This window comes from Pantoea sp. BR_17, assembly GCF_041955125.1.
Lineage (GTDB): Bacteria > Pseudomonadota > Gammaproteobacteria > Enterobacterales > Enterobacteriaceae > Pantoea > Pantoea stewartii.
Genome location: NZ_JAVAXT010000004.1, coordinates 163385 through 187493, shown reverse-complemented (window position 1 = coordinate 187493; position 24109 = coordinate 163385). Strand labels below are relative to the sequence as shown.

Below are 24109 nucleotides of genomic sequence, written 5' to 3'. Positions count from 1 at the left end.
CGACGTCAGAACAGACTGATTAATCTTCATTTGCTCTCGGTATAAGTAACAGCCCTGATCCGCTGTGGTAACATCTTGCCCTTACCTTCTCGTTACCAGGCGCCCTGTTGAGCACTATGTCAGACACTACGAAACGCAAAAATGATCCTGAAGGACTTAAAAAGCGCATTCTTGCGAGCGCACTGACGACCTTTGCTGAGTTTGGTATGCAAGGCGCCCGTCTTGAGCAAATTGCTGAAAATGCCCAGACGACTAAACGAATGGTGGTTTACCATTTTGGCAATAAGGAACAGCTCTATATCGATGCGCTGGAACAGGTTTACCAGCAGATCAGGGAGCATGAAACTGGCCTGAATCTGGCCTCGCTCGCCCCTGAGCAGGCCATCATAAAACTGGTTGAAGCCAGCTTCGATTACCATGTTTCCCACCCGGATTTTGTGCGTCTGATCTGTATGGAGAACCTGTCTCGCGGCCGCTACATCTCGCAGTCTGCCCGTCTGAGCCAGCTGAACCGCAGTGCGCTGGACTTACTGGACGATATTCTGAGCCGGGGACAGCAGCAGGGACTGTTCATCAAAGAGATCGAGACACTGGACGTCCATCGCCTGATCAGCAGTATTTGTGTGCATCAGGTCTCCAACCGCTTCACCTTCAATACGCTGTTTAGTCGGGACAAAAATGAAGACGAGATCATCCGTCGTAATCGCCAGCTCGCCGTCACGGCAACGCTGCGCTACATCGGTTGCTCACGCCACGCGTCCTGAGCGCTGAAAAGGATAGTCTATGCTTAAGTGGTAATAACAATATCACTTAAGTAAGGAAAGCAGCTTGAGCAGAGACGCCAGCCTTTATCCGCTTCGCCAGACGCAGCGTGAACCTCATGACAATACACTCTGGAACTGGGCGCAAAACGCGCCGATTGGTACACAACAGCAGGTAAAACGCCCTGCCAATGAGGCGGCTTTGCAGCAGTTACTGCGCGACACTCACAACACAGTGCGCGTTATTGGCAAAACCTACTCACCCGGCAGAATGCTGGCTGTGCATCCCGACGATCTGCTGCTGGATCTGAGCGCCTTTACCGGCCTGCTCCGCAGCGATGCTCACAGCGTTACGTTTGCAGGCGCCACACCGCTCGAACAGATCTACAGCACCCTGACAGACATGGACCGCATGCTGGCCTCTTCGCCGGGCGTGATCTCCGTGCAGACGCTGGCCGGTGCGATGGCAACCGGTACTCACGGCCAGGGTCTGCAGCAAAGCTCCATTGCGGATGAAGCCGAGCAGATCCGTCTGGTGCTGAGTGACGGATCCATACGGGAGCTGTCGCGCGGTGACGACGATTTTGCGGCGGCGCTGGTGTCGCTCGGCACCCTGGGCATCGTGACCGAAGTGACGTTGCGCACCCAACCGTTCCGCATCTTCACCTGCCACAAGAATGCGGTTTCGGCGGACAACCTGGAAAGCGATCTGCTGCGCTGGAATGAGGATTATGCACTCAGTAAGGCCTGGTGGTTTGTTGACGATAACATCATGCACGTCTGGAATGCACATCAGGCCAGCTACGATGAGATCCAGCGTTACGAGCAGTCAGGACGCGAAGTAGTAGAACATGCCGATGAAGGTGATGACAGCCTGAACGATACTATCGAACAGACGCTGGAGCACATGCATCGCGATACGCAGATTCACGGTAAAGGCGGCAAACAGTTCCGCACTGTGACTCGCTTTCGCGACTTTACCGATGTCACAGGCGACATCTACCAACTGTTCTGTCGCGGTATCGCCGTGCCGCAGATCAACGTTGAAATTGGCGTTCCGCTGGCGCGCACGCCGGCGATCATCAGCAAGCTCAAACGCTGGTATGCCGAAAATCGTCCGCACATGCACTATCCGATTATCCTGCGCTGCACCGGTGCCTCATCCGCCTGGCTGAGCCCCGCCTTCGACCAGCCCACCTGCTTCTTTGGCTTTGTCGTTTATTACGCGGATGATGGATCGCTTTCTGAGGCCGGCCTGCACTTTTTAAGCGAGGTGGAGAAACTGCTGGCCGAAGAAGGTGGGCGTCCGCACTGGGGTAAATATTACGATGCCTCGCTCTACCACTGGCGGGATCTCTATCCACACTGGGACCGCTTTCGTGCCCTGCGTGAACAACTTGATCCGCACCACCGCTTCAGCAACGTCTATACCGCTGCACTGTTTGAATAATTTAAAAAAGGGATGTTATGTTTGCCTGGGTAACGTTACTGACACAACCGGATTATCTGGTGGGCGTGAAAGCGCTGCACCGATCACTGCAACAGACGAAAACACGCTGGCCACTGCTTGTGATGGCCACCAATGCTATCAGTGACAGCGAGTGTGAAGCCCTCAGGGATGAGGGCTGTATTATCCGCCGGGTTGATCCGCTTTATCCGGACAATGATTTGAATCAGCATTATGCCTCTGAACGCTTTGGCGAGGTCTGGACTAAGCTGCGCGCCTGGCAGTTGACCGAGTATCGGCGCGTGGTCTTCCTGGATGCTGACATGCTCATCTTAAAGAATATGGATGAACTGTTTACACTGGACCTGGGTGACTTCGTGCTGGCCGCCTGCCACGCCTGCCGCTGTAATCCCAATCAGATTGAGTCCTATCCTGACAGTTGGGAGCCCGAGTTCTGCCACTATACCTGGCAGGAGCGCGAGCAGACGCCGCCGGCTCATGTGGATTATTACCTGAACGGTGGATTCCTGGTGCTGGAACCGGATGAGGCTGTCTTTAACGATCTTGAAGCGCGTATTGCTGCTATTGATGACCTGCGCGCCTATGCCTTCTCAGAACAGGACTTGCTCAACGAAGCTTTTAAAGATAAATGGCTGCCCCTTTCCTATATTTATAACGCGCTAAAAACGCTTCGTTTTCAGCACGATACGTTGTGGGAATGTAAAGAGGTGAAGAACCTGCACTACATTCTGGCGAAGCCCTGGGAGCGGGATTTGTCACAGCCGGTGAGCCAGCGTGACCGCTATTACGCGATGGACAAGCTGTGGTGGGACAAAGCATCTGACTGCTGATAACAACGTGCGCCTGCCTGTCCGCAGGCGCACAGGTTCCCGTCTGTGCATTAAAGTATGCTGTAACTACTATCAGACTTCCTGCCAGCACCGCTCTGTGGCGGACCGCGCAATCGCCTCCAGCACCTTTTGTACCTGCAAACCTTCGGCAAAATCCGGCCACATACGATCGCCTGCGGCGACGCCATTAATCAGATCGCGTATTTCCACGGTCTTTTGATCGTTGAAGCCGATACCGTGGCCTGCTGACACACAGAAACTGGCGTAATCCGGATGAGCAGGCCCGGTCAGAATCCTTTTGAAGCCCTGACGCCCTGCGGGTTCATCATGCAGATAGAGTTCAAGCTCTGCCATCCGTTCCTGTGTATAGCGCAGCGTGCCTTTAGTGCCCGTCACCACATAGGTCAGGCCCATCTTGGCTCCGCAGGCAATGCGCGAGGTTTCAATCACGCCGTGCGCCCCGTTCTGGAAACGCAGCAATGCGCTGGCCTGATCTTCGTTTTCAACCGGTAACTGACGACTGAGATCTTTCGGGTCAGGACGCGACCTGATGACCGTCATCATATCGCCGCTGACTTCCACAATATTGCCGACCAGATAATGCGCCATATTAACGATATGCGCAGCCAGATCGCCCAGGGCGCCCAGTCCGGCCAGCGCTTTTTGGCAGTGCCAGTCGAGCGGAGTGTCAGGTTTTGCCAGATAGTCCTCATTGTGCGTGCCATAAAAGTGCACCACTTCGCCGATTTCGCCTCGGGCAATAATCTCTTTCGCCAGCTGACTGGTGGGGTTTTTCATGTAATTGAAGCCCACCAGCGTTTTCACGCCAGCCTTTGCCGCGGCTTCCACCATTTCCCGGGCATCCGCCACGGTCAGGGAAAGTGGCTTTTCGGAATAGACATGTTTACCGTTAGCAATCGCAGCCAGCGCCATCTCTTTGTGCAGAAAATTGGGCGCACAGATATCCACCACATCAATATTGGGATCGCACACCAGCTCACGCCAGTCACCGGTTGAGCGGGCAAACCCAAAGGTGGCGGCCTGCTTTGCCGCCAGTTCCGGATTCACCTCTGCCAGCATCTCACGGACAATCTGCCCTTTTAACGCAAACACCGCAGGGGCCTGGGCATAAGCAATCGCATGACAGCGGCCAATGTAGCCACTGCCGATCATGCCGATTCTGACTTTGTTCATTTGGACTCCGGGCGGACAGCGAAAGTTGAAATGAAATTTAAATTCCATTTATGAGCATTTCAAACTAAAAATGAAATAAATGTGACGAACATAAAGAACAATCGTTACTGTCCAGTCCAATGCGATGTTTTACGCGGTTTGGGTTTCTGTTTACGCAATAAGAAACCCTGTGAAGCCGCTTGTTAGCGTTAGCGATACGGCACAACGCACAGAGTTGGCGAGTATTTCAGCAATCAGACACTTTTATGAAAAAGAGCTTTGACAAGCCTGCACGACGTCGATAATATGCGCCCCGTTCAAACGATTCCTCTGTAGTTCAGTCGGTAGAACGGCGGACTGTTAATCCGTATGTCACTGGTTCGAGTCCAGTCAGAGGAGCCAGATTTAGAGAAGCCCGCTCAGGGAAACCTGAGCGGGCTTTTTGTTTTGGGAATGGCCTGAAATACGCAACAATCCAGGTCGCGTTATAGCGCAGGGAACTTAACGCAGGCGCTGCTCCGGCTGCGCTACTTCTTACCTACGATAAAACCCGCTACCGCGCGTAAGCCATCGATGATCGGCATCGTTGCCGCCCCCGCCAGGAAGTCCTCGTAATCCGCCTGGTTACGTCGGCGAATATCCGCAAAGCGAGCGAGTGCCTTTTTCTCACTGGACGCACTCACCTCCTCAAATTGCTTTTCATAGCCCTGCGCAATGAGCTGGGTAGCGTTGTCTGTAGACGATTTTTCCAGCACGACAATCTGCTTACCCTTTTGGAAAAAACAGTAATGTGGCATGTCAGGCTCCTTAAACGGGGCGGTTGATTCTGTAACTATAAACGGTGGTGAGAGCAACACAACCCTTAACGCGCTCGGGAAAGGTTCTCTTCTGACTCCGGTGTCTCGACCTGCAACACGATACAGCCTTTGCTGATCTCTGCCCTTACCTTCGTCCCCGTCTCGAATCCCAATTCACGTAACCATTTGCCACTAATGTTCAGTGCAGGTGTGCTGGTGTCCCCGAATTTAGGTACATAACCAACTGTATAATGTCGCTGGGTTTTAAATGAGGCCGCCGTAAGTGCAGCGTCAGAAGATCGGGCATTCATCGTCATTTGCAAGCTCCTGGTCAATAAGGTGAGTCCATCATTCGCGAGGCCATTTGACGCGATACAGGCCGGATGAGGCTGTATCTGCTTCTGGTGCACCAGCACCGGGTTTGCGCCTTCAGACAGCCCGCTTACTGTTTATGTCTGCAAGACATCAATGAGTTACAAGAGTGCCGACGCGCTGATATCGGGAGGTTTTCTTACTGGGCTGGTCCCGCTATCGGGTCTGACAAACGCTTGTAAACCATAACGATTTTAGCGGATGACAACAAGTCAGGACGTGGAAGCTAACTCGCATAACGTTGACAATATTCTGCTGTCTGTCCCGTCCGGCCCTGCGGCCGACTGTTAATGCGCCTCCAACGCATACGGCGCGCCAACTGACACGCCGTATGCGCGAATGGTTGATGTGAATGGTGGGACCTGAAGCCTGACTTTTGGCAGGCGCAAAGCAATACCGTTTACCCGGGCGGAAAAGCGCGGGATAACCTTTATCCGCGCAGGGTAACTTATCTGAGAAGTGAGTCGGTAAACGCAAAATCCACGGCGTATGCTTTAACCGGTAAGGTGGTCAGTCTGCTTACCTTTATCAAGACGTGAATTCACCGTCCGGTACGCTAAGCGGGCTTGCCGTCTGAATAGCGTTGCCTTCAGACAGCTTTTCGCCATTCCTTACGGGAATTTTAAGTTAATCAGATTACTGTACTGCGTGCGTGAAAGAGAAAGGGGTGCCTGGTTTTTAAAAAAAACCTTCACAAACTCGGCACTTGTGCCATACAGCTCCACACGCTGATATTCATGGCGGATAAATTGCTGAAGGATGGGCGTCATGTCCCGCGCATGATCCTGGGGCCAGGCGTTATGGGATGCCACGGTTTGCTCAAAGGTGAGGGGCGTACGCATTTGATCGTCGGGTTTAAAATTAGCGCGTTTACGCTCCGCTTCTGTTTTGAAGTCTTCAAAGGCTTCATGTGCAGTATTAAAGAGATCCGCGAGTGCTTTGATATGGGCAGCCATCTGATTAACGGCAACGGTTTTTTTGTTGACGAAGTAGGCGCCTGCCGCAGAAAAGAGTGCCGCCAGTACAGGAAGAGAGCCCCGTCCAATAATACTTCCAAGACCCTGGTAAGCGGACCATAAAACCACACCTGTAGCGCCAGTAGAGCTTGATATCGCACCTGTCGCAATCGAACTTGCCTGCTGAACTCTGACGCCGCCAATACGATTGTCAAGGTGCCGAATTTCTCCGCCAGGCCTCCTGGCTGAAGCCGACTCTTCGTTCCAGGTTTTATAACGACGGTTATTATCTTCTTTATAATTCGACATCGCATAAGCAATCTGGCTGGTATCGGTTTTACTCAGCCGGGCGATTTCCGCTGGTTCAAACGATCTGACTAAAATCAGCGCTTCATCAAGCACCTCTTTGGACAGAAAGTTAGCGGAACCCGCAGGATTAAAACGAGGGTCCGTAGTCAGGCCCTCAATAAGACTCACTTTTGGAAATGCCATAACGCCCTCACTTTTTGATGCCGCGCGACGAAGTCATTAGTTTTCTTTATTTTGTTTAATATCCCAGCCCATCTGTACAGAAGCGGCTTTCGTTCCCTGAGAAGCCTGTTCCCAGTATTCCAGTGCCACTTTGCTGCCCTGAAAGGAATATTGCATACCCAGTGTTGACGCGTGCCCGACGCCGGTGAAGTCAGTCTGTGTCACCAGGACATCCTCAAGTGTGATGCGGGTATACTCCACTTCCTGTCCACCCGCCTTGCAAACGGACAGCTGAACTTTCGGCAGATGTTTACCACTGGCGCAATATTTCACTAATGCAGGCGTGGCCTTATCAATTAAGGCCTCAACGGTTAAATCGCGGTAATTTACTTTACCTGCTCCCCCACCGCCGCCAACGGCCATATTCCCTGGCTGCTGCGCGCCCCAGTCAAATGAAAGTACATCAATCCATTTTTTATGATTCGCATTTTGCGACTCACCTTCAATCCCGTCTATCTTCAAAAATATATCAATAGCCATTTTTCACCTTTATATTTACGGGCAGATTAACTCAGCTCTCTTTATTTTGTTTAATATCCCAACCGGCTTTGCTTTCCGCACCTTTAGTCCCGCTGGCGCTTTGCTCCCAATAGCTGGTAGAAACTTTAGATGCCTGAAAGGCATAGTCCACAACAATAGTGTCACTTTGCCCGATACCGTTGAAATTCGTTGCGGTGACCAGAACATCTTCCAGCACAATTTTCGTGTACTCAATCTGACTACCGCCAGCTTTGCAAACCGACAGTTCAACTTTTGAAACATGCTTTCCGCTGGAACAGTATTTAAGAATGGCTGGCGTGGATTTATCGATTAAGGCTTTGATCCGCAGATCGTTAAAACTCACTTTCCCCGCGCCACCACCGCCGCCAACAGCCATATTGCCGGGTTGTGAAGCCCCCCACTCAAATGAGAGTACGTCGGTCCATCCTTTATGTTTACTGTCCTGTGATTCACCTGTGGTGCCTTCAACTTTCAAATAAATATCGATCGCCATTCTTTTTTCCGGTTAGTTTGGGGTGGGACAAAAAGCACGATGCACATCGCCAGGCTGAGACATTTCGTCAGCATCAGTGCCATCTTAAATTCAGGATAAGCACCGGCCTGTCATTTCTGTTCGCTATAAAGTGGAAATAAAAAGATGACTGCGTTATTCACGCAGCAATTAGGGATAGTTAATCAGGCAACGATTCTTTCTACGCCCTTTACTCATTAATAAAATTAACATGAGTTCATGTCAATTAATTTACAACGCGCATGATTTTATTGAGATAAATCCGAAAGAATTATTCTTAATAAGAAATTGTGTCGCGACGAAATAGTTTTTTAAAATAAAAAAACGGTATTCACTGCTACGTAACCGGGAGAGAAGACAGGACATCAGGATGGAAAAGAATGAAAAACCCCGCGCAATCCGGACTGCGCGGGGGCCTTATTCTCACAGAATCAGTTAGCGTTTAACGCCAGCCTAATTCAGGAGCGACATACTTCAGAATCGCTTCAATCACATGGGCATTATATTCCACGCCCAACTGATTCGGCACGGTGAGCAGCAAGGTGTCCGCTTCGGCAATCGCCTGATCCTCTGCCAGCAGTTTGATCAGCTTTTCGGGTTCAGCCGCGTAACTGCGACCGAAAATGGCGCGGGTTTTCTCATCCAGAAAACCGACGGAATCCTGATCCTGACCACTGCGACCAAAGTAAGCGCGGTCCATATCATTCACCAGCGCGAAGATACTGCGGCTGACGGAAACCCGCGGTTCACGTTGATGCCCTGCCGCTTTCCAGGCGTCACGGTAGGCGCGAATCTGTTTGGCCTGCTGGATGTGGAACGGCTCGCCGGTTTCATCATCTTTCAGCGTCGAGCTTTGCAGATTCATGCCCATTTTCGCTGCCCATACTGCGGTGGCGTTGGAACCCGAGCCCCACCAGATACGCTCACGTAAGCCTTCCGACAGCGGTTCAAGACGCAGCAAGCCCGGTGGATTGGGGAACATTGGCTGGGGATTCGGTTTAGCAAAGCCTTCGCCACGCAGCGCATCCAGGAACACTTCCGTATGGCGACGGCCCATGTCCGCATCCGTCTCGCCTTCCTGCGGCACGTAGCCGAAGTAACGCCAGCCATCAATCACCTGCTCGGGTGAACCACGGCTCAGTCCCAACTGTAAGCGACCGTTGGAAATCAGATCCGCAGCGCTGGCATCCTCCACCATATAAAGCGGATTTTCATAGCGCATGTCGATCACGCCAGTCCCTATTTCAATTTTTTTGGTGCGTGCACCGACCGCAGCCAGCAGCGGGAACGGCGAGCTGAGCTGACGGGCGAAGTGGTGCACACGAAAATAGGCCCCATCCGCGCCCAGTTCTTCCGCTGCGACGGCCAGGTCGATAGATTGCAGCAACACATCCTGGGCAGAACGCGTGGCGGACTGCGGCGAGGGCGTCCAGTGGCCAAATGAGAGAAAACCAATCTTTTTCATCTGTAACATCTCCTGGCGAAAGACGGGTGCTTTCGCATGATAAACATCGATGAAATAAGGTTACGCCAGCCATGTAATGAGGGATAGTGAATATACTTAAGCACTATATTCAAGATTTTTGACATAGGTCGCGCTCAATGGAACACGATCAATGCGCGATTCTGTGCCCATGCGGAATGTAATAATGCTTGCGGGCAGAATGGGTTTTAACGCATAACTAAACTTTCTGTCCTGCATCTGGACAGGCGCGTTTAACAGAGGGAAAAGGGATGCGTATTTTACTGGTAGGTGCGGGTGCAACCGGCGGTTATTTTGGTGCGCGGCTGATGCAGGCCGGACAGGATGTGACCTTTCTGGTCCGTGAAGGCCGTTTCCGTCAGTTACAACAAACGGGCCTGGTGCTGCAGACCCCATCAGGGCAGGAAACGCTGCATCCGACGTTGATCACTGCCGACAGCCTGGACACGCATTACGACTTAATCATCATCACGGTCAAAAGCACCGGTCTGGATCAGGCCATCCAGGACATTGCGCGGGCTGTCGGTCCGCACACGCTGATCATGCCGATCCTGAATGGCATGCGGCATATTGATACGCTGGTCACCCACTTTGGTGCCGACAGGGTGCTCGGTGGGCTGTGCAAAATTAACGCCACGCTGAACGACCAGGGCCATGTGGTGCAGTTAACGCCTCTGCACCAGATCTGTTACGGCGCGCTGGATGGTAATAATGATGCCCGGCTTCAGCAGGTTGATGTTGCCCTTCGCAGCAGTGTGGTCGACACAGTTTTTACCGACAACATTATCGGTGAATTATGGGAAAAATGGCTGCTGCTGAGCACGCTCGGTGCCGTGTGCTGCCTGGCGCGGGGGAATACGCAACAGGTGCTGAACCAGCCAGGCGGCGAGTTGTTGCTTCAGGGCATTTATAGCGAAGTGCTGCAGATTATCTGTGCTGAGGGCTACCAACCGCGCCCGGCCGTGACCGCCAAAATCTACGCGCTGCTGAACGACCCGTCGACGCCGATGACCTCCTCAATGTATCGTGATTTGACCCAGGGCTTTGCGATTGAAGCCGACCCGATCATTGGCGACCTGCTGTTACGTGCCAGCCGTCATGGCATCACTGCACCGCTGTTGAACGCGGTCAATGTCAACCTGCAGATCTATCAACAGAACCGTTAAACACGGATGTGATGAGCACGCAGCCACGCCGTTGCACGACGCGTGGGTAACGGAAATTTGTTACACTCGCTGCCTCATCTTTTGGAGGAAGAATGACGTCCCGCTCTGTGACCCTTGATGATGTTGCCCAACTGGCGGGCGTTTCCTATCAAACCGTTTCTCGTGTGCTTAATCGCTCTGAGCAGGTTTCTCCCCGTACCCGCGAAAAAGTGGAAGCGGCGATGCAACAGCTCAACTACGTTCCCAATCGGGTTGCGCAGCAGTTAGCGGGTAAAGCCACGCGGACCCTTGGCCTGGCCACCAGCAATCTGGCGTTAATGGCCCCAGCGCAGATTGCCTCGGCAATACAGCAGCGCGCCGCCAGAGCCGGCTACCATTTAGTCATTGCCATGGACAGCGCGGACGATGCCGAAGCCACGGTGAATGAACTGATGGCGCAGCGCGTTGATGCCGTGCTGATTAATATGCCGCTTGAGGCCGCCGACGCGGAAAAAATCCGTCATCTGTGTGGCAAAAAACCGGTACTGTTTCTGGATGCTGAACCGCACGCCGTTGTGTCTCATTGCCAGTACTCCAATGAAAAAGGGGCGCGGGCCGCAGTTGAGCATCTCGTCGCGCTCGGACATACGCACATCGGCCTGCTGAATGGTCCGGTTCGCTCGGTATCGGCCCGTCAGCGTGAAGCGGTCTGGCGCCAGGCGCTGGCCGGTCACGGTCTGTCTCCCTGTTGTGTGCTGCGCGGCGACTGGAGTGCCCAGTCGGGCTACCAGGCTATGCTGTCTCAGTTACCGGACGCGCTGCCCCAGGCGCTGCTGGTAGCGAATGATGAAATGGCGCTGGGTGCCATGCGGGCATTGCATCAGCATGGCGTGGCGATTCCGGCTGAAATCTCCATTGTCGGCTACGATGACACGGCAGAAAGCGCCTGGTACCAGCCGCCGCTGACCACGATTCGTCAGGATCTCCAGCAACTGGGTGCCACGAGCGTGGAGCAGGCGCTGGCCGCGCTGCAGGGAGAAGCGGTCGCGTCACGGACGCTGGAGCCGGTACTGGTCGTACGGGAAACCACCGCCGCGCCGGCCAGCAAAGACGCAGACTTATCCGCGCTGGCCCGTCAGTTACAGCAGATTGCCCGCAAGCTGTCCCGCTGATCGCGGACGCAAAAAAACCCGCCCAACCGGATGGCTGGAGCGGGCTGGTTATCCGCGATAATACGCGTTGCCTTATGGCGTTTTCGTCTCGCCCACGCCCATGGTCTTGAGCTTTTTAGACAGCTCGCGGCGCTCTTTAGACAGGTCAGCGTTTTTGATGATGTACTCATCCACGCGATCTTCATAGTCAGCACGCATGCTGGCGATGATTTCCTGAATCGCCTCAACGCTCATGCCGGGTTTGATGTATTCGCTCAGGTTATCCAGCAGCAGCACACGCTTTTGGTTGTCACGAATTTTCTTCTCATTATCGACGATTTCACGCTGCAGTTTGTTCTTGCGGCGGAACGTACGGACAAACTCAAGTACGTCCTGAAATGATTGCTTGGCATTTTCCATGATGGCACCTTTCTTTAAGCCTGCTAAAGCAGGGAGAGAGTCAAAACGATCAGCTTAGCGGCCAGCCAGCCTTGTGGGCAATTCTCACAGCTAAATTCGGACTGGCTCTTATCTTAGCGCAAAAAAACCGGGTTTCGCATTAAGTCATTGTCTGAGGTGATTATTTACGCAGCGCCAGGCGCATCAAATCCGTCATGCGTTCCAGTTGCTTCGCCAGCTCCAGACTCAGCCAGACATAGCCATAAATCGGCGCTTCTTCCAGACGGTCACTCCCGTCAGCGATCAACTGCTTAAGCTCTTTGACGATTTCCGTTAACTCATGATTGGCCGCGATGATGTCGTAGGTTTCCCCCTTCACAGCCATGACCGATAAGGTTCGCAGCGCGTTTTCGGTCATCTCCTGCGTGCGGCGTAACGTCGGAGCATTCAGCATGATCAGATGACTTTCGCGTGATGCCCACCAGGCATTAATTTGCATCTCAATGGTGTACACCATATTACGGTTCAACGTCTGTATCGCTTCAAACACCGATTTTGGGATGCGGGTTTCTTTACTGGACGGCTCCAGCAGGGCACGCATTTTCACCACGCTGGTGAGCAGTTTGCCCAGCGGTTTGTTCAGCCGGGGCTTTTCCACGAGGTTGGCGGAAAACCCCGCATGGTAGATTTTGGCCATTTCTGCCAGCGTATCTGACAGCTGAATACGCCAGTGAATATACGCACGCTGCGCCCAGATGGCCGTAAATAACAGCGCCAGTAACGATCCTAAAATGACATCGCCACCGCGCCACATCGCCACGGTGAAATCCCCCATTGGCGCGCCTACAACCACGCACAGCGTGATGCCAATCAGCAATGCCATGTAAGGGTGTTTCCCCAGCGTCAGATAGCCGCTGATAAACATGATCACTGCGCACCATGCCAGCATGCCGGGCAGCGAAATCATCTCCAGCCTGAGGGCGATAAGACCAGAGATTGACCCGGCAATCGTTCCGCCAATGCGTTGAATGGCGCGCGGGAAGACGTTTCCCCAGGTTGAGATCGGCCCCATCACCACAACCAGGGTAATCAAAGGCCAGGTGCCTTCGGGAATGCCCGTGACGCGGACAAGCAGAAACGCACACAGAAACGCCACTGCGATGCGTAACCCGTGCACGCTGCGGTAATGACGATATAACCAGAATTCCAGATTTGAGATGGGTTTATCAGAGCGCAAAGTCGCTTGTCCGCTGGTAAAAAAATGATTCTACGCGTCGCGCCCTGCCGATCCTGGCGCGCCGTCAATGTTTTCGCTTGTACAGCGTTGAGCGGACCATTATCAACAACCCTGCCCCGGAAATCAGCAAAATTCACCACGACGACAACACATGACGCACGATAGCAGGTTCATCCCTGCCCCGCGAAGGCGAAGCAGGGACGTAACGATTAGAACTTGCGTTTCAGGTAGTCCGTGATGCGGCTCACTACGCCCGCCTCGTTAACGGCGGTGAGTGCCACCAGCGGATAGCTGGCGATCTGCTTGTCCTTGTCCATCACCTGGATTTCACCAATATTCTCATTGGCTTTAAGTGGCGCTTCCAGATCGGTACGGTTGATCACGTATTTGGCTTTGACGTTCGGGATTTCGCTGCGCGGCAGTGACAGATAAACATCGTTTGCCGTGCCCACGTCAACCTGGTGCGGATTACCGTACCAGACATGTTCACTGCCAATTTTCTTACCGGCATGGAACAGTTGTACGGTATCAAACGTATTCTGGCCCCAGACCAGCAGCTTGCGCGCCTGCTCTTCACGCCCTTTCGCACTTTTCCCGCCCATGATGACGGCAATCAGGCGGTGCTGCCCCACAATGTTGGAGGCAATAATATTGAAGCCCGCCGTTTCAGTATGGCCCGTTTTCAGGCCATCGACGTGCAGGTTGTTGTCCCACAGCAGGCCGTTACGGTTGTTCTGGGTAATGCCGTTCCAGGTGAGGGTTTTTTCACGGTACATGGCATAGAAATCGGGCTCGCCATCAATAATGGCGCGCGACAGTTTTGCCATATCCAGTGCGCTGGAATATTGCCCCGGCGCATCCAGACCGTGTACGGTTTCGAAATGGGTATTCGTCAGCCCCAGTTTCTCCACGTAGTGGTTCATTAACTTAACAAAGTTGTCTTGGCTACCGGCCACGTAATCCGCCAGCGCAACGCAGGCGTCATTGCCTGAATCAATGATCACGCCGCGGCTGAGATCACGCACGCTTAACTTATCACCGGGCTTAAGAAACATCAGTGAGGAGCCTTTAAAGACCGGATTGCCTGCTGCCCAGGCATCTTTTCCCACCGTCACCATGTCATCGCGGGTAATTTTCTTTTGGTCGATCGCGCGGTCGACCACATAGCCGGTCATCAGCTTGGTCAGACTGGCGGGATTCCGGCGCTCGTCGGGATTGCCCGCGGTCAGCACCTGCCCCGTGGTGGCGTCCATCAGCACCCAGGAGGCTGCATCAATCGCCGGTGGCGTCACAGGAAATGGCATATCGTCGGCCTGTGCCAGCGAAGCCCAAAAAACAGTTACGGTAATTAACAGACGCCTTTTCAACACTTCATCCTTAGTTGAGCAAGTAAAACGGACATGAACAGCGGGACGTTTTACGGCAAAACCCTTAATAAGGTTTAAATAAATTGAAAAAAAGTATGAACTGCTGCGCACCATTCAACAGCCTGCGCCCTGGCAGTTGTACTCAGGCACGCAGACGACTATCCTGAACGTTGATTTTTTGCAGACAGGACAGCGACGTGCCCGCCTCTGAATTCACTTTTTTGTTTCACGATTACGAAACCTTCGGCACCAGCCCGCAACGGGATCGTCCGGCACAGTTTGCCGGTTTGCGCACCGACAGCGAGTTCAATCCGATTGGCGAGCCAGAGGTATTCTACTGCAGCCCACCGGATGATTACCTGCCCCAGCCTGAAGCGGTCATGATCACCGGTATTACGCCGCAATTAGCCGCCTCCCGGGGCGTGAACGAGGCCGAGTTTGCTGCCCGTATTCATGCGCTGTTTACCACCGAACAAACCTGCGTCGTGGGTTATAACAACGTGCGCTTTGACGATGAAGTGACGCGCAATATCTTTTACCGCAACTTCTACGATCCGTACGGCTGGAGCTGGCAAAACGGTAATTCCCGCTGGGATTTGCTGGACGTGATGCGCGCCTGTTATGCGCTGCGCCCGGAAGGTATCAACTGGCCAGAGAATGATGACGGCTTTCCCAGCTTCCGGCTGGAGCATCTGACCAAAGCCAACGGCGTGGCGCACGAAAACGCCCATGATGCGATGTCGGATGTCTATGCCACGCTGGCAATGGCGAGACTGGTGAAAGAAAAACAGCCAAAACTGTTTGAGTTTTTGTTTACGCATCGCAACAAAAACAAACTGATGACCCTGATCGACATCCCGCAGATGAAGCCGCTGGTCCATGTTTCTGGCATGTTTGGCGCGGCGCGCGGCAATACCAGCTGGGTGGTGCCGCTTGCCTGGCATCCGGACAACCGCAATGCGTTGATCGTGGTGGATTTGGCCGGGGATATTGCGCCCCTGCTGACGCTGGATGCGGACAGTTTGCGCGAGCGCCTGTACACACCTAAAAGCGAGCTGGGCGATCAGCCTGCCGTGCCGGTGAAACTGGTGCACATCAATAAGAGTCCGGTGCTGGCACCCGCTAATACCTTGCGTCCGGAAGATGCCGGGCGGCTGGGTATTGATCGTCAGTTCTGCCTGGATAATCTGGCCACGCTGCGTCAGCATCCTGACGTACGTGAAAAACTGGTGGCTATTTTTGCTGAGGCGGAACCTTTTGCGCCGTCAGAGGATGTCGACACGCAGCTCTATGACGGTTTCTTTAGCGATGCCGACCGCGCCGGAATGAACATCATCCGCCAGACCGCGCCTGCCAATCTGCCTGCGCTCAATCTGACATTTGACAGCCCGCGGGTGGAAAAACTGCTGTTTCGTTATCGCGCCCGTAATTTCCCCGGTACGCTGGATGATGCCGAACAGCAGCGCTGGCTTCAGCATCGCCGTGAGGTTCTGAATCCAGAAAAAGTGCAGGCTTTTCTGATGGAGCTGGAATCGCTGGCCAGCCTGCACGAAGGGGACGCGGAAAAACTGTCTCTGCTTAAAGCGTTGTACCGGTACGCGCAGGAACTAGTGTCCTGACGTCCCGGCAGACCGGGAAGGCCTGTCGCCCTCCCGGTTTGTATATCAGATTACCCACCACAGCGCCCAGGTCAGGGCAAAGCCGCTCAGCCCCATCAGGGTCGTCAGTACCGTCCAGGTTTTTAAACCGTCCGCCACCGACAGGCCCAGATAGCGCGTTACCACCCAGAAACCTGCATCATTCACGTGCGACAGGCCCAGACCGCCGAAGCACGCCGCCAGTGTGACCAGTACACGGTGCATATCATCTATGCCAGTCACGGCCTGGGTCAGTAATCCGCTGGTCGTGAGGATCGCCACGGTTGCCGAGCCCTGCGAAGCGCGTAGCGCCAGCGACAGAATAAACGCGGCAGGAATCAGGGGCAAATGCAGCGTTTCCAGCGCCCGCGCCAGCGCGTTGCCGACACCGGACTCCACCAGTACCTTACCAAACGCCCCGCCCGCGCCCGCCACCAGAATCACGCTGGCCGATCCCGGAATGGCGCGACCGGTCAGGTCCTCCAGCTTGTCCTTGCTCCAGCCACGACGCAGGCCCAGTAGCCAGGCGGCCAGTCCCAGGGCGATCAGCAGCGCAATCGGCGGGGTGCCAATAACCGTCATCACCTTGCGCAGCAGGCTGTCTTCCGTCAGCAGCGAGTGCGACAGCGTGCCTGCCACGATCAGCACAATCGGGACGACGATCAAACCGCTGATGGTCAGCGCGCCCGGCGGTGCGGGTTCATTTTTCTTCTGTACCCCTTCCGGCTTCGCCATCTGCAACTGTTCCAGTACCTCAACCGACAGGTGGTACTGCCGACGGTTCATTGCCTTTGCCACGTAATAGCCGAGGATACCGACCGGCACCGAGACCAGAATTCCCAGCATCATCAGCCAGCCCATATCAGTATGCAAAATGGCCGCGGCGGCGGCGGCGCCAGGGTGCGTCGGCAGCGCCACATGCACAGTCAGCATGACGCCCGCCATCGGTAAGCCAAACTTCAGAGGGGACACCCGCGCCACTTTGGTAAAGCCGTAGATCAGCGGAATGACAATGATAAAGCCCACTTCAAAAAATACCGGGATGCCTAAAATAAAGGCAGCCATCGTCAGGGCGGCAACGGTACGTTTCAAACCCAGCGTTTTGCTGAAACGCTGGGCCAGCGACTCTGCGCCACCAGAGGCTTCGATAATGGCCCCCAGCATCGCCCCCAGCACGATAATGATAGTGATATGCCCCAGCAGTCCGCCCATCCCGCTGATAATGGTTTCCATGATTTTTTCAGCCGGAATACCGGTCGCGATGGCCACCAGCAGACTGACAATTAACAGGGCAACAAAGGGATGGACTTTGGCTTTAATGACCAGCAACAGCAATATCACAATGCTGGCGGTCGCAATGGCTAACAGCAACGCAGTCGTCATAGTAAACCTCTGGAATAGTTATCTTTTTTCGCGTTTTTTCGTTAAAGCTCAACCTGGTGCCGCTCCGTTTCAGAGACGAGCAGAATGGCACCGGTACCGCAGCACCGGTGTGATTTTTTCACGTTAACTCAGCGGTTTTTCATCCAGGGCGCCAGCCAGCTCAGCCCCTCTACGGTGTCGCCGCGCGGGAAATATTCGCAGCCGACCCAACCGTCGTAGCCCACCTCATCTAACAGGCTGAACAGCCAGGGGTAGTTGATCTCGCCCTCGTCAGGTTCATGTCGACTGGGCGCGGCGGCGATTTGCACATGGCGATAACGTCCGGCGTAATGGCGAATCAGATGGCTGAGATTGCCGTCCACGATCTGGGCATGAAACAGATCCAGTTGGGTGAATACGTTGGGCCGGTCGATAAGGTCGACCATCTCCAGCGTCTGATACTGGCTGGCATAGAGATAGTGCGGTTTGGTCGTGGGATTAAGGGCTTCGATCAACAAGCGGATGTTATACGGGGCAAATCGTTCTGCCGCGTAGCGCATGTTGCGGATGAATGTCTCGACATAGCGCTGGCGATCGGCACCCGGCGGCACCGTTGCGGCCATGATATGCACCTGTGGGCAATCCAGCGCCCGTGCATATGCCAGCGCCCGGTCGATATCTGCGCGCGCGTCGGCTTCCCGTCCGGGAATAGCCGAAACGCCCCATTCCCCCGCGTCAACGTTGCCCGGTGCGGTGTTAAACAGCACCAGTTTAAGCCCGTTATCCGCCAGCAGCGCTTTCAGTTGCTCAGCCGGATATTCGTAGGGAAACAGAAACTCGACCGCGCTGAAGCCCGCCTGTGCCGCCGCGGCAAAGCGTTGCAGAAAAGGCATTTCATTGAACTGGGTAGATAAGTTAGCTGCAAACTTTGGCATTACCGGCTCCTGAGTTCAGCGACGTCGTCGGCGGTTAAATAACGAATGGCGCGATCGCCCAGGGTAAACATCAGACGCGCCGTTTCTTCCAGCTCCTCGGTATTATCCGCCGCTTCGCGCAAGGTTTTGCCGACCACCACCGGACCATGGTTTGCCAGCAGGAAGGCGCGGTAACGCGGGGCAAGCAGCGCCAGATCCTCCGCCAGCCGCGCATCACCCGGTTTATAATAAGGCACCACCGGTACATCGCCTACCCGCATCACCACATAGGGCGTGAACGGGCGGATGCAGTTCTGGCTGTCCAGATGTTGCAGGCAGGAAAGCGCGGTCAGGTAGTGACTGTGCAGGTGAACCACCGCCCGACAGTCCGGATTATTCAGGTATAGCGCCCGGTGAAAGGCGATCTCTTTCGACGGTTTATCCCCGGCTATCCACTCCCCCTGTAACGTCACGTTAGACAGACGCTCCGCATCCAGTTCGCCCAGGCAGGAACCCGTGGGCGTTGCCAGTAAGGTGCCGTCGTCCAGCAGCAGCGACAGATTACCGGCCGAGCCGGTGGCGTAACCACGCTGGAAGAACGAGGCACCCAGTCTGACCATCTCTTCGCGGGCCTGTTGTTCAGTCATGTGAAAACTCCGTTTGTGCGCGGCGGAAGAACTGCTCATCGCCAAAATTGCCAGACTTCAGCGCCAGTGACAGCGGCTGCTGGATATCTCTGACCCAGGGCACACCGGGCGAAATCACCGGACCAATATGGAAGGCGGTCACGCCCAGGCTTTGGGCGACCACGCCCGAAGTTTCGCCGCCCGCCACGATAAAGCGCTGCCAGCCGCGGGATTGCAGATCTCTCGCCACCTGAGCAAACAGTTGCTCTACCGCCTCACTGCTGCGCTGTGCACCGAAATGCTGCTGAATCGACTGCAGCTGTTGCGCATCCGCAGTGGCAAAGAGCATCGGGGCCAGCGGCCCGTCGGCATGCTCAACGACCCAGTCGCACAGCGCCCCGGCGTACTGTTCATCGTTGAGGCAGCGCTCAACGTGAATTTCCCGGGCGGGTGCCTGCTGGCGATACGCGTTGACCTGGCGGTTGGTCATTGGTGAACAGGAACCCGAAAGCACCACGGCCCGCTGCCCCTGCGGATAGCCCGCGCGCTGCGCCTGACCATCGTCGCAGCCAGATGTTGACCACTGGCGCGCCAGGCCGATTGCCAGCCCGGAGCCGCCCGTGACCAGCCGCATCGACGTCAGCGCTTCGCCCTGATTCAGCAGATGCTGCTCAGTAAGCGTGTCGATTACGGCATAATTCACGCCCTGAGCACGCAGGTGTTCAAGTTGCTCTGTTATCGCGCCTGCGCCCTGCTCGACCGTGGCTAACGGAATAAGCCCGGCTTTTCCCGTGCTCTGACACGCCATCAGCCTTAGCAGGTTACTGTCGGTCATCGGCGTGACAGGATGATGGCGCATGCCGGACTCCGACAGCAGGTGTCCCCCCACAAACAGGTAGCCCTGATAAACGGTACGTCCGTTGACCGGCAATGCCGGGCAGATCACCGTCAGCGTCTCATTCAGCGCGGCCATGAGCGCATCCGTCACCGGACCGATGTTACCCGCAGCGGTGCTGTCGAACGTGGAACAGTACTTGAAATAAAAGCGCTCACAGCCTTGCGCCTGCAGCCAGCGCAGCGCCGCAAGCGACTGACTGACGGCCAGCGCAGGCGCACAGGATCGCGATTTCAGGCTGACCACAATGGCCTGGGCATCCGGGACCGTTGTCTGTTCTGGGATGCCGTTAAACTGAATGGTAGAAAGCCCGTTCTGCACCAGAAAGCTGGCAATGTCGGTTGCGCCGGTAAAATCGTCGGCAATCACCCCTAAGCGCATCACATCGCCTCCTCGCGCTGGGGCAGCGTAATGCCGCTGAAGATTTTAATCACCGCACTGTCATCCTCGCGGCCAAAACCGGCATTGCTGGCCTCAGTGAACATATTCAGCGCGGTAGAGGCCAGCGGTAGCGGGAAATGCAGGGCTTTCGCCGTATCGGCGACCAGATTCAGGTCTTTGACAAAGATGTCCACTGCGGATTTCGGTCGATAGTCGCCGTCGACGACATGGCGCATACGGTTTTCAAACATCCATGAGTTGCCCGCTGCGTTAGTGACCACCTCATACATCGTATCGAGCGGAATCCCGGCGCGGGCGGCCAGCGCCATGGCTTCGGCCCCGGCGGCAATGTGCACGCCCGCCAGCAGCTGATGAATGATTTTGACTGTCGATCCCTGACCGATTTCCGTGCCGACGCGGTAAACCTTTGCGGCGACCGCATCCAGTACCGGTTGCAAAGCCGCAAAGGCCGCATCGCTCCCGGATGCCATCACGGTCATCTCGCCACTGGCGGCTTTGGCGGCCCCGCCGGACACTGGCGCATCCAGCATCAGCAACTGACAGTCCGCCAGTCTGGCGGCGATCTGCTGCGCATCCTGCGCGGACAAGGTGGAGGATACCATCACCGCCGTGCCCGGCTTCAGCCTGGCCGCCAGCCCCTGCTCGCCAAACAGAATCGCATTAACCTGCCGGGCATTCACGACCAGCAACAGGACAGCATCCAGGTGTTCGGCAAAGGCATGAGCCGACGACTGCGCGTCACGCGCGCCTGCCTGGCGCAGCGTTTCGCAGGCCTGCGGATTCAGATCAACGCCCCATGTCGCCAGCCCAGCCCGGATGCAGGACTGCGCCGCGCCCATTCCCATTGAGCCTAAACCTATGACACAGATCTTTGAAGCGGGCATCGGTGGCCTCCCTTGTTAAATTAAGTGAATTTTTGGTCTCTGCTGGTAATAGTGGCAGGAAAGTGCAGGTAAAAACGTGCCGTATTTCACATAAATTAACTTCAAAAGGCCGCAGTTGAACATTTATTCACATCAGCCACGTAACTGTTATTACCAGGTATCGCGGTCAAATCGCCACCAGCAAAGGGGATCTGGTGCAAATTTTCCGTGCGTCTTTGTGAAGGCATCCCCTACAATGTGAAAAAATGATAAACCGAGGTGTATATGATCCCCGTTGAGCGTCATCAACAGATTCTGGCACTGGTGGCCGAGCGCGGCGTAATGAGCATCGCCGAACTGACCGAGCGTTTTGGCGTGTCACACATGACGATTCGTCGGGACGTGCAGAAGCTGGAGGAACAGGGCGCGGTGCTGTCGGTTTCCGGTGGCGTGCGCTCCGCTAACCGCCTGGCGAGCGAACCCTCGCACCTGACCAAGACCGCGCTGTGTAATGAAGAAAAAAACGCTATCGGCAAATTGGCCGCTCAGCTGATTCCGCCTGACAGCTGTATTTATCTGGATGCCGGTACGACCACACTGGCGCTGGCGCGGGAAATTGCCGACAGGGAGGACCTGTTAGTGGTCACCAATGATTTTATGGTGACCAATTTGCTGATGGAGGCGAGCCGCTGCCGGGTGATTCATACCGGTGGCACCGTCTGTCGGGATAACCGTTCCTGCATTGGCGATGCAGCCGCACGCCACCTGCGGCAACTGGCAATTGACATTGCCTTTGTCTCCACTTCCAGTTGGGGATTGCGCGGTTTGTTTACGCCGGATGAAGACAAGGTAGCGGTTAAACAGGCCGTGTGTGACGTCAGCAGCAAACGCGTGCTGCTCAGCGACAGCTCGAAATACGATAAAATCGCGACGTGGCTGGCCTTACCGCTGGAAAAGTTTGATGTGATTGTGACAGATGATCAGTTAAATGCCGCAGGACGGAATGCTTTACAGGCAGGAAGCTGGGAACTGCTGCTGGCAAGTAAAAGCTGACAGAAAACGGCCCTGCTCTGTGAATGAGCAGGGCCGGGGGATTACACTTCTTCGCTAAACTGTGGAACGGGATTGCGGAAGCTGCGCGTCACAAAGGCCAGGTAAACAATACCAATCGCGGCCCAGATCAGTCCCAGCACCATAGAACTTTGCTCCAGGTTAACCCACAGTGCACCCACGGTCAGGGCACCCATCATCGGCAGAACCAGATACTGGACGTGATCTTTCAGGGTCTTATTCCGTTTTTCACGTACCCAGTACTGCGCAATCACTGACAGGTTAACGAAGGTAAACGCAACCAGCGCACCAAAGTTAATCAGCGCAGTCGCGGTGACCAGATCGAAGTTGATCGCCATCAACGCTACGGCACCCACCAGAATCACGTTCAGGGACGGCGTGCGCCATTTTGGATGGATATAGCCGAAGAAACGCTCCGGGAACACACCATCACGGCCCATCACGTACATCAGACGTGAAACGCCTGCGTGCGCTGCCATACCGGACGCCAGTACCGTGACCACAGAGAAGATCAGGATACCGATCTGCAACGCTTTACCGGCCACATACAGCATGATTTCAGGCTGCGACGAATCCGGCTCTTTAAAGCGCGAGATGTCCGGGAAATACAGTTGCAGGAAGTACGACGCGACAATAAACATCAGGCCACCAATCAGCGCCGTCAGGAAAATCGCACGCGGAATGGTACGTTCTGCATCTTTCGTTTCTTCTGACAGCGAACTGATGCCGTCAAAACCGAGGAATGAGAAACACAGAATCGTCGCACCGGTGATCATCGGCACCACATGGGCGTTTTCAGACCAGAACGGTTTACTGCTTACCACTGTTCCCGCACCTTCGCCGTGCGCCACGCCGTAAATCACCATCGCGGTGATACCGACCATGACCACCACCTGAAGGATGACAATCACGCTGTTGAAGTTAGCGACCGTTTTGATGCCCTTAAGGTTGGAGAGCGTCATAAAGCCCACCAGCAGCACCACGAAAATCCACGACGGGATCCCTGGCACCAGGGTTTCAAAATAGTTTTTAGCCAACAGAATGTTGATCATCGGCATGAACAGATAGTCCAGCAGCGATGACCAGCCCACCATAAAGCCGACGTGCGGACTGATGGCCTTCTGAGCATAGGTATAAGCGGAGCCCGCAGATGGGAAGCGGCGTACCAGCTTACCGTAACTCAAGGCGGTAAACAGAATCGCAATCAGGGCGAAAGCATAAGCGGTGGCAACGTGACCGTCCGTCAGGCCCGATACGATACCAAAGGTATCAAACAGGGTCATCGGCTGCATGTAGGCTAAGCCCATCATGACAACAGGAAGTAACGTCAGCGTTTTTTTCAGTTGGGCACGTTGTGGTGCGGCAGAGGTATTAAGCGACATGCTTCAGTCCTCCTTGCGCAGCAACCTGGCTGGGTTGATTCACAAGGAAACTGCGCATTAAGCGACAGGGAGTAAGGCTGGCGGCCAGCGCGGCGCCGTAGTCATCACGGAAACGTGTACCAGCCTGGGCTGGCAGAGTGTTAAACATCCCCATCTTTACATCCTCAATCTCACGCGGCTGCGTGTTTTCAGTGTTTATCTATCCGGGTGCGTGCCCGGCCTCGTTGGTGTCAGCTAAATGCTACGCGTTAAAAACAATATGCAAAAAAATAACC

General features: G+C 54.8%; 24 protein-coding genes and 1 tRNA gene. 8 read left to right on the top strand and 17 right to left on the bottom strand.

The features are described 5' to 3' along the window. Positions 1 to 116: 116 nt before the first annotated feature. From RAC60_RS08770 to RAC60_RS08760, 3 genes are all read left to right on the top strand, one after another. On the top strand, positions 117 to 764 hold the full coding sequence (locus RAC60_RS08770; RefSeq protein ID WP_039338080.1) for a TetR family transcriptional regulator: 648 nt from the start codon (positions 117 to 119) through the stop codon (positions 762 to 764). 64 nt (positions 765 to 828) lie between these two features. After that, a complete protein-coding gene (locus RAC60_RS08765; protein WP_375093371.1) occupies positions 829 to 2211 on the top strand; it encodes a D-arabinono-1,4-lactone oxidase in 1383 nt (460 codons plus the stop codon). 17 nt (positions 2212 to 2228) lie between these two features. Continuing rightward, positions 2229 to 3059 carry a glycosyltransferase family 8 protein gene (locus RAC60_RS08760; RefSeq protein ID WP_039338083.1) on the top strand — a complete coding sequence of 277 codons (831 nt, stop codon included), beginning with the start codon at positions 2229 to 2231 and terminating at the stop codon, positions 3057 to 3059. A 72-nt stretch (positions 3060 to 3131) separates the two neighbouring features. On the opposite strand, the gene RAC60_RS08755 is transcribed toward RAC60_RS08760, so the two are convergent. Next, positions 3132 to 4253: a Gfo/Idh/MocA family oxidoreductase gene (locus RAC60_RS08755; RefSeq protein WP_324030373.1), complete on the bottom strand. Its 1122-nt coding sequence runs from the start codon at positions 4251 to 4253 to the stop codon at positions 3132 to 3134. Positions 4254 to 4558: 305 nt separating this feature from the next. Here RAC60_RS08755 and RAC60_RS08750 point away from each other — a divergent pair. After that, positions 4559 to 4634 (top strand) — tRNA-Asn (locus RAC60_RS08750). A gap of 125 nt (positions 4635 to 4759) precedes the next feature. On the opposite strand, the gene RAC60_RS08745 is transcribed toward RAC60_RS08750, so the two are convergent. The 6 genes from RAC60_RS08745 to RAC60_RS08720 form a co-directional block, all read right to left on the bottom strand. After that, entirely contained in the window at positions 4760 to 5029 is a 270-nt protein-coding gene (locus RAC60_RS08745; protein WP_033740406.1) for a hypothetical protein, read from the bottom strand. Between the two features lie 65 nt (positions 5030 to 5094). Continuing rightward, positions 5095 to 5346: a SymE family type I addiction module toxin gene (locus tag RAC60_RS08740; RefSeq protein WP_033740409.1), complete on the bottom strand. Its 252-nt coding sequence runs from the start codon at positions 5344 to 5346 to the stop codon at positions 5095 to 5097. A 666-nt stretch (positions 5347 to 6012) separates the two neighbouring features. Then, positions 6013 to 6849: a hypothetical protein gene (locus tag RAC60_RS08735; protein WP_324030372.1), complete on the bottom strand. Its 837-nt coding sequence runs from the start codon at positions 6847 to 6849 to the stop codon at positions 6013 to 6015. 36 nt (positions 6850 to 6885) lie between these two features. Then, on the bottom strand, positions 6886 to 7368 hold the full coding sequence (locus tag RAC60_RS08730; RefSeq protein ID WP_375093367.1) for an Hcp family type VI secretion system effector: 483 nt from the start codon (positions 7366 to 7368) through the stop codon (positions 6886 to 6888). Positions 7369 to 7399: 31 nt separating this feature from the next. Beyond that, positions 7400 to 7882, bottom strand: coding sequence for a type VI secretion system tube protein Hcp (locus RAC60_RS08725; RefSeq protein ID WP_039338087.1), 483 nt, complete (start codon positions 7880 to 7882; stop codon positions 7400 to 7402). Between the two features lie 460 nt (positions 7883 to 8342). After that, positions 8343 to 9365, bottom strand: coding sequence for an LLM class flavin-dependent oxidoreductase (locus RAC60_RS08720; protein ID WP_054633503.1), 1023 nt, complete (start codon positions 9363 to 9365; stop codon positions 8343 to 8345). A 269-nt stretch (positions 9366 to 9634) separates the two neighbouring features. Here RAC60_RS08720 and RAC60_RS08715 point away from each other — a divergent pair, with 269 nt between their 5' ends. Both RAC60_RS08715 and RAC60_RS08710 read left to right on the top strand, forming a co-directional pair. Next, positions 9635 to 10549: a ketopantoate reductase family protein gene (locus RAC60_RS08715; protein ID WP_324030368.1), complete on the top strand. Its 915-nt coding sequence runs from the start codon at positions 9635 to 9637 to the stop codon at positions 10547 to 10549. A gap of 92 nt (positions 10550 to 10641) precedes the next feature. Then, positions 10642 to 11700 (top strand): LacI family DNA-binding transcriptional regulator, encoded by a 1059-nt coding sequence (locus RAC60_RS08710; protein WP_324030366.1) that lies wholly within the window; start codon positions 10642 to 10644, stop codon positions 11698 to 11700. Between the two features lie 72 nt (positions 11701 to 11772). Here the strand turns inward: RAC60_RS08710 and tmaR are convergent, their stop codons facing one another. From tmaR to dacD, 3 genes are all read right to left on the bottom strand, one after another. Beyond that, positions 11773 to 12099: a PTS system regulator TmaR gene (gene tmaR, locus RAC60_RS08705; RefSeq protein WP_033740422.1), complete on the bottom strand. Its 327-nt coding sequence runs from the start codon at positions 12097 to 12099 to the stop codon at positions 11773 to 11775. A 160-nt stretch (positions 12100 to 12259) separates the two neighbouring features. Next, a complete protein-coding gene (locus RAC60_RS08700) occupies positions 12260 to 13315 on the bottom strand; it encodes an FUSC family protein (protein WP_033740425.1) in 1056 nt (351 codons plus the stop codon). Between the two features lie 209 nt (positions 13316 to 13524). Further along, the gene (dacD, locus tag RAC60_RS08695) at positions 13525 to 14682 is read right to left on the bottom strand and encodes a serine-type D-Ala-D-Ala carboxypeptidase DacD (protein WP_172913000.1); all 1158 of its coding nucleotides are present in this window, start codon (positions 14680 to 14682) and stop codon (positions 13525 to 13527) included. A 197-nt stretch (positions 14683 to 14879) separates the two neighbouring features. Here dacD and sbcB point away from each other — a divergent pair, with 197 nt between their 5' ends. Next, the gene (gene sbcB, locus RAC60_RS08690) at positions 14880 to 16301 is read left to right on the top strand and encodes an exodeoxyribonuclease I (protein WP_375093364.1); all 1422 of its coding nucleotides are present in this window, start codon (positions 14880 to 14882) and stop codon (positions 16299 to 16301) included. 45 nt (positions 16302 to 16346) lie between these two features. On the opposite strand, the gene RAC60_RS08685 is transcribed toward sbcB, so the two are convergent. The 5 genes from RAC60_RS08685 to ltnD form a co-directional block, all read right to left on the bottom strand. Next, a complete protein-coding gene (locus RAC60_RS08685; RefSeq protein WP_054633499.1) occupies positions 16347 to 17702 on the bottom strand; it encodes a GntP family transporter in 1356 nt (451 codons plus the stop codon). Positions 17703 to 17830: 128 nt separating this feature from the next. After that, on the bottom strand, positions 17831 to 18616 hold the full coding sequence (locus RAC60_RS08680) for an HPr family phosphocarrier protein (RefSeq protein ID WP_039338095.1): 786 nt from the start codon (positions 18614 to 18616) through the stop codon (positions 17831 to 17833). Next, positions 18616 to 19242, bottom strand: coding sequence for an aldolase (locus RAC60_RS08675; protein WP_006119816.1), 627 nt, complete (start codon positions 19240 to 19242; stop codon positions 18616 to 18618). Before RAC60_RS08675 ends, RAC60_RS08680 begins: the two co-directional genes overlap by 1 nt. Beyond that, positions 19235 to 20497, bottom strand: a complete 1263-nt coding sequence (gene otnK, locus RAC60_RS08670; protein WP_324030608.1) for a 3-oxo-tetronate kinase — start codon at positions 20495 to 20497, stop codon at positions 19235 to 19237. The genes RAC60_RS08675 and otnK overlap by 8 nt, the downstream gene beginning before the upstream one ends. Beyond that, complete coding sequence (gene ltnD / locus RAC60_RS08665) at positions 20497 to 21402, bottom strand: L-threonate dehydrogenase (protein ID WP_033740433.1); 906 nt, start codon at positions 21400 to 21402, stop codon at positions 20497 to 20499. Before ltnD ends, otnK begins: the two co-directional genes overlap by 1 nt. Positions 21403 to 21666: 264 nt before the next feature. Here ltnD and ygbI point away from each other — a divergent pair, with 264 nt between their 5' ends. Continuing rightward, positions 21667 to 22434 carry a DNA-binding transcriptional repressor YgbI gene (gene ygbI, locus RAC60_RS08660; RefSeq protein ID WP_375093361.1) on the top strand — a complete coding sequence of 256 codons (768 nt, stop codon included), beginning with the start codon at positions 21667 to 21669 and terminating at the stop codon, positions 22432 to 22434. 41 nt (positions 22435 to 22475) lie between these two features. Here ygbI and RAC60_RS08655 read toward each other — a convergent pair whose 3' ends face one another. Together RAC60_RS08655 and RAC60_RS08650 are read right to left on the bottom strand one after the other, a co-directional pair. Beyond that, positions 22476 to 23834: an APC family permease gene (locus RAC60_RS08655; protein ID WP_375093359.1), complete on the bottom strand. Its 1359-nt coding sequence runs from the start codon at positions 23832 to 23834 to the stop codon at positions 22476 to 22478. Further along, positions 23824 to 23988 (bottom strand): hypothetical protein, encoded by a 165-nt coding sequence (locus tag RAC60_RS08650; protein ID WP_006119821.1) that lies wholly within the window; start codon positions 23986 to 23988, stop codon positions 23824 to 23826. The genes RAC60_RS08655 and RAC60_RS08650 overlap by 11 nt, the downstream gene beginning before the upstream one ends. Between the last annotated feature and the right edge of the window lie 121 nt (positions 23989 to 24109).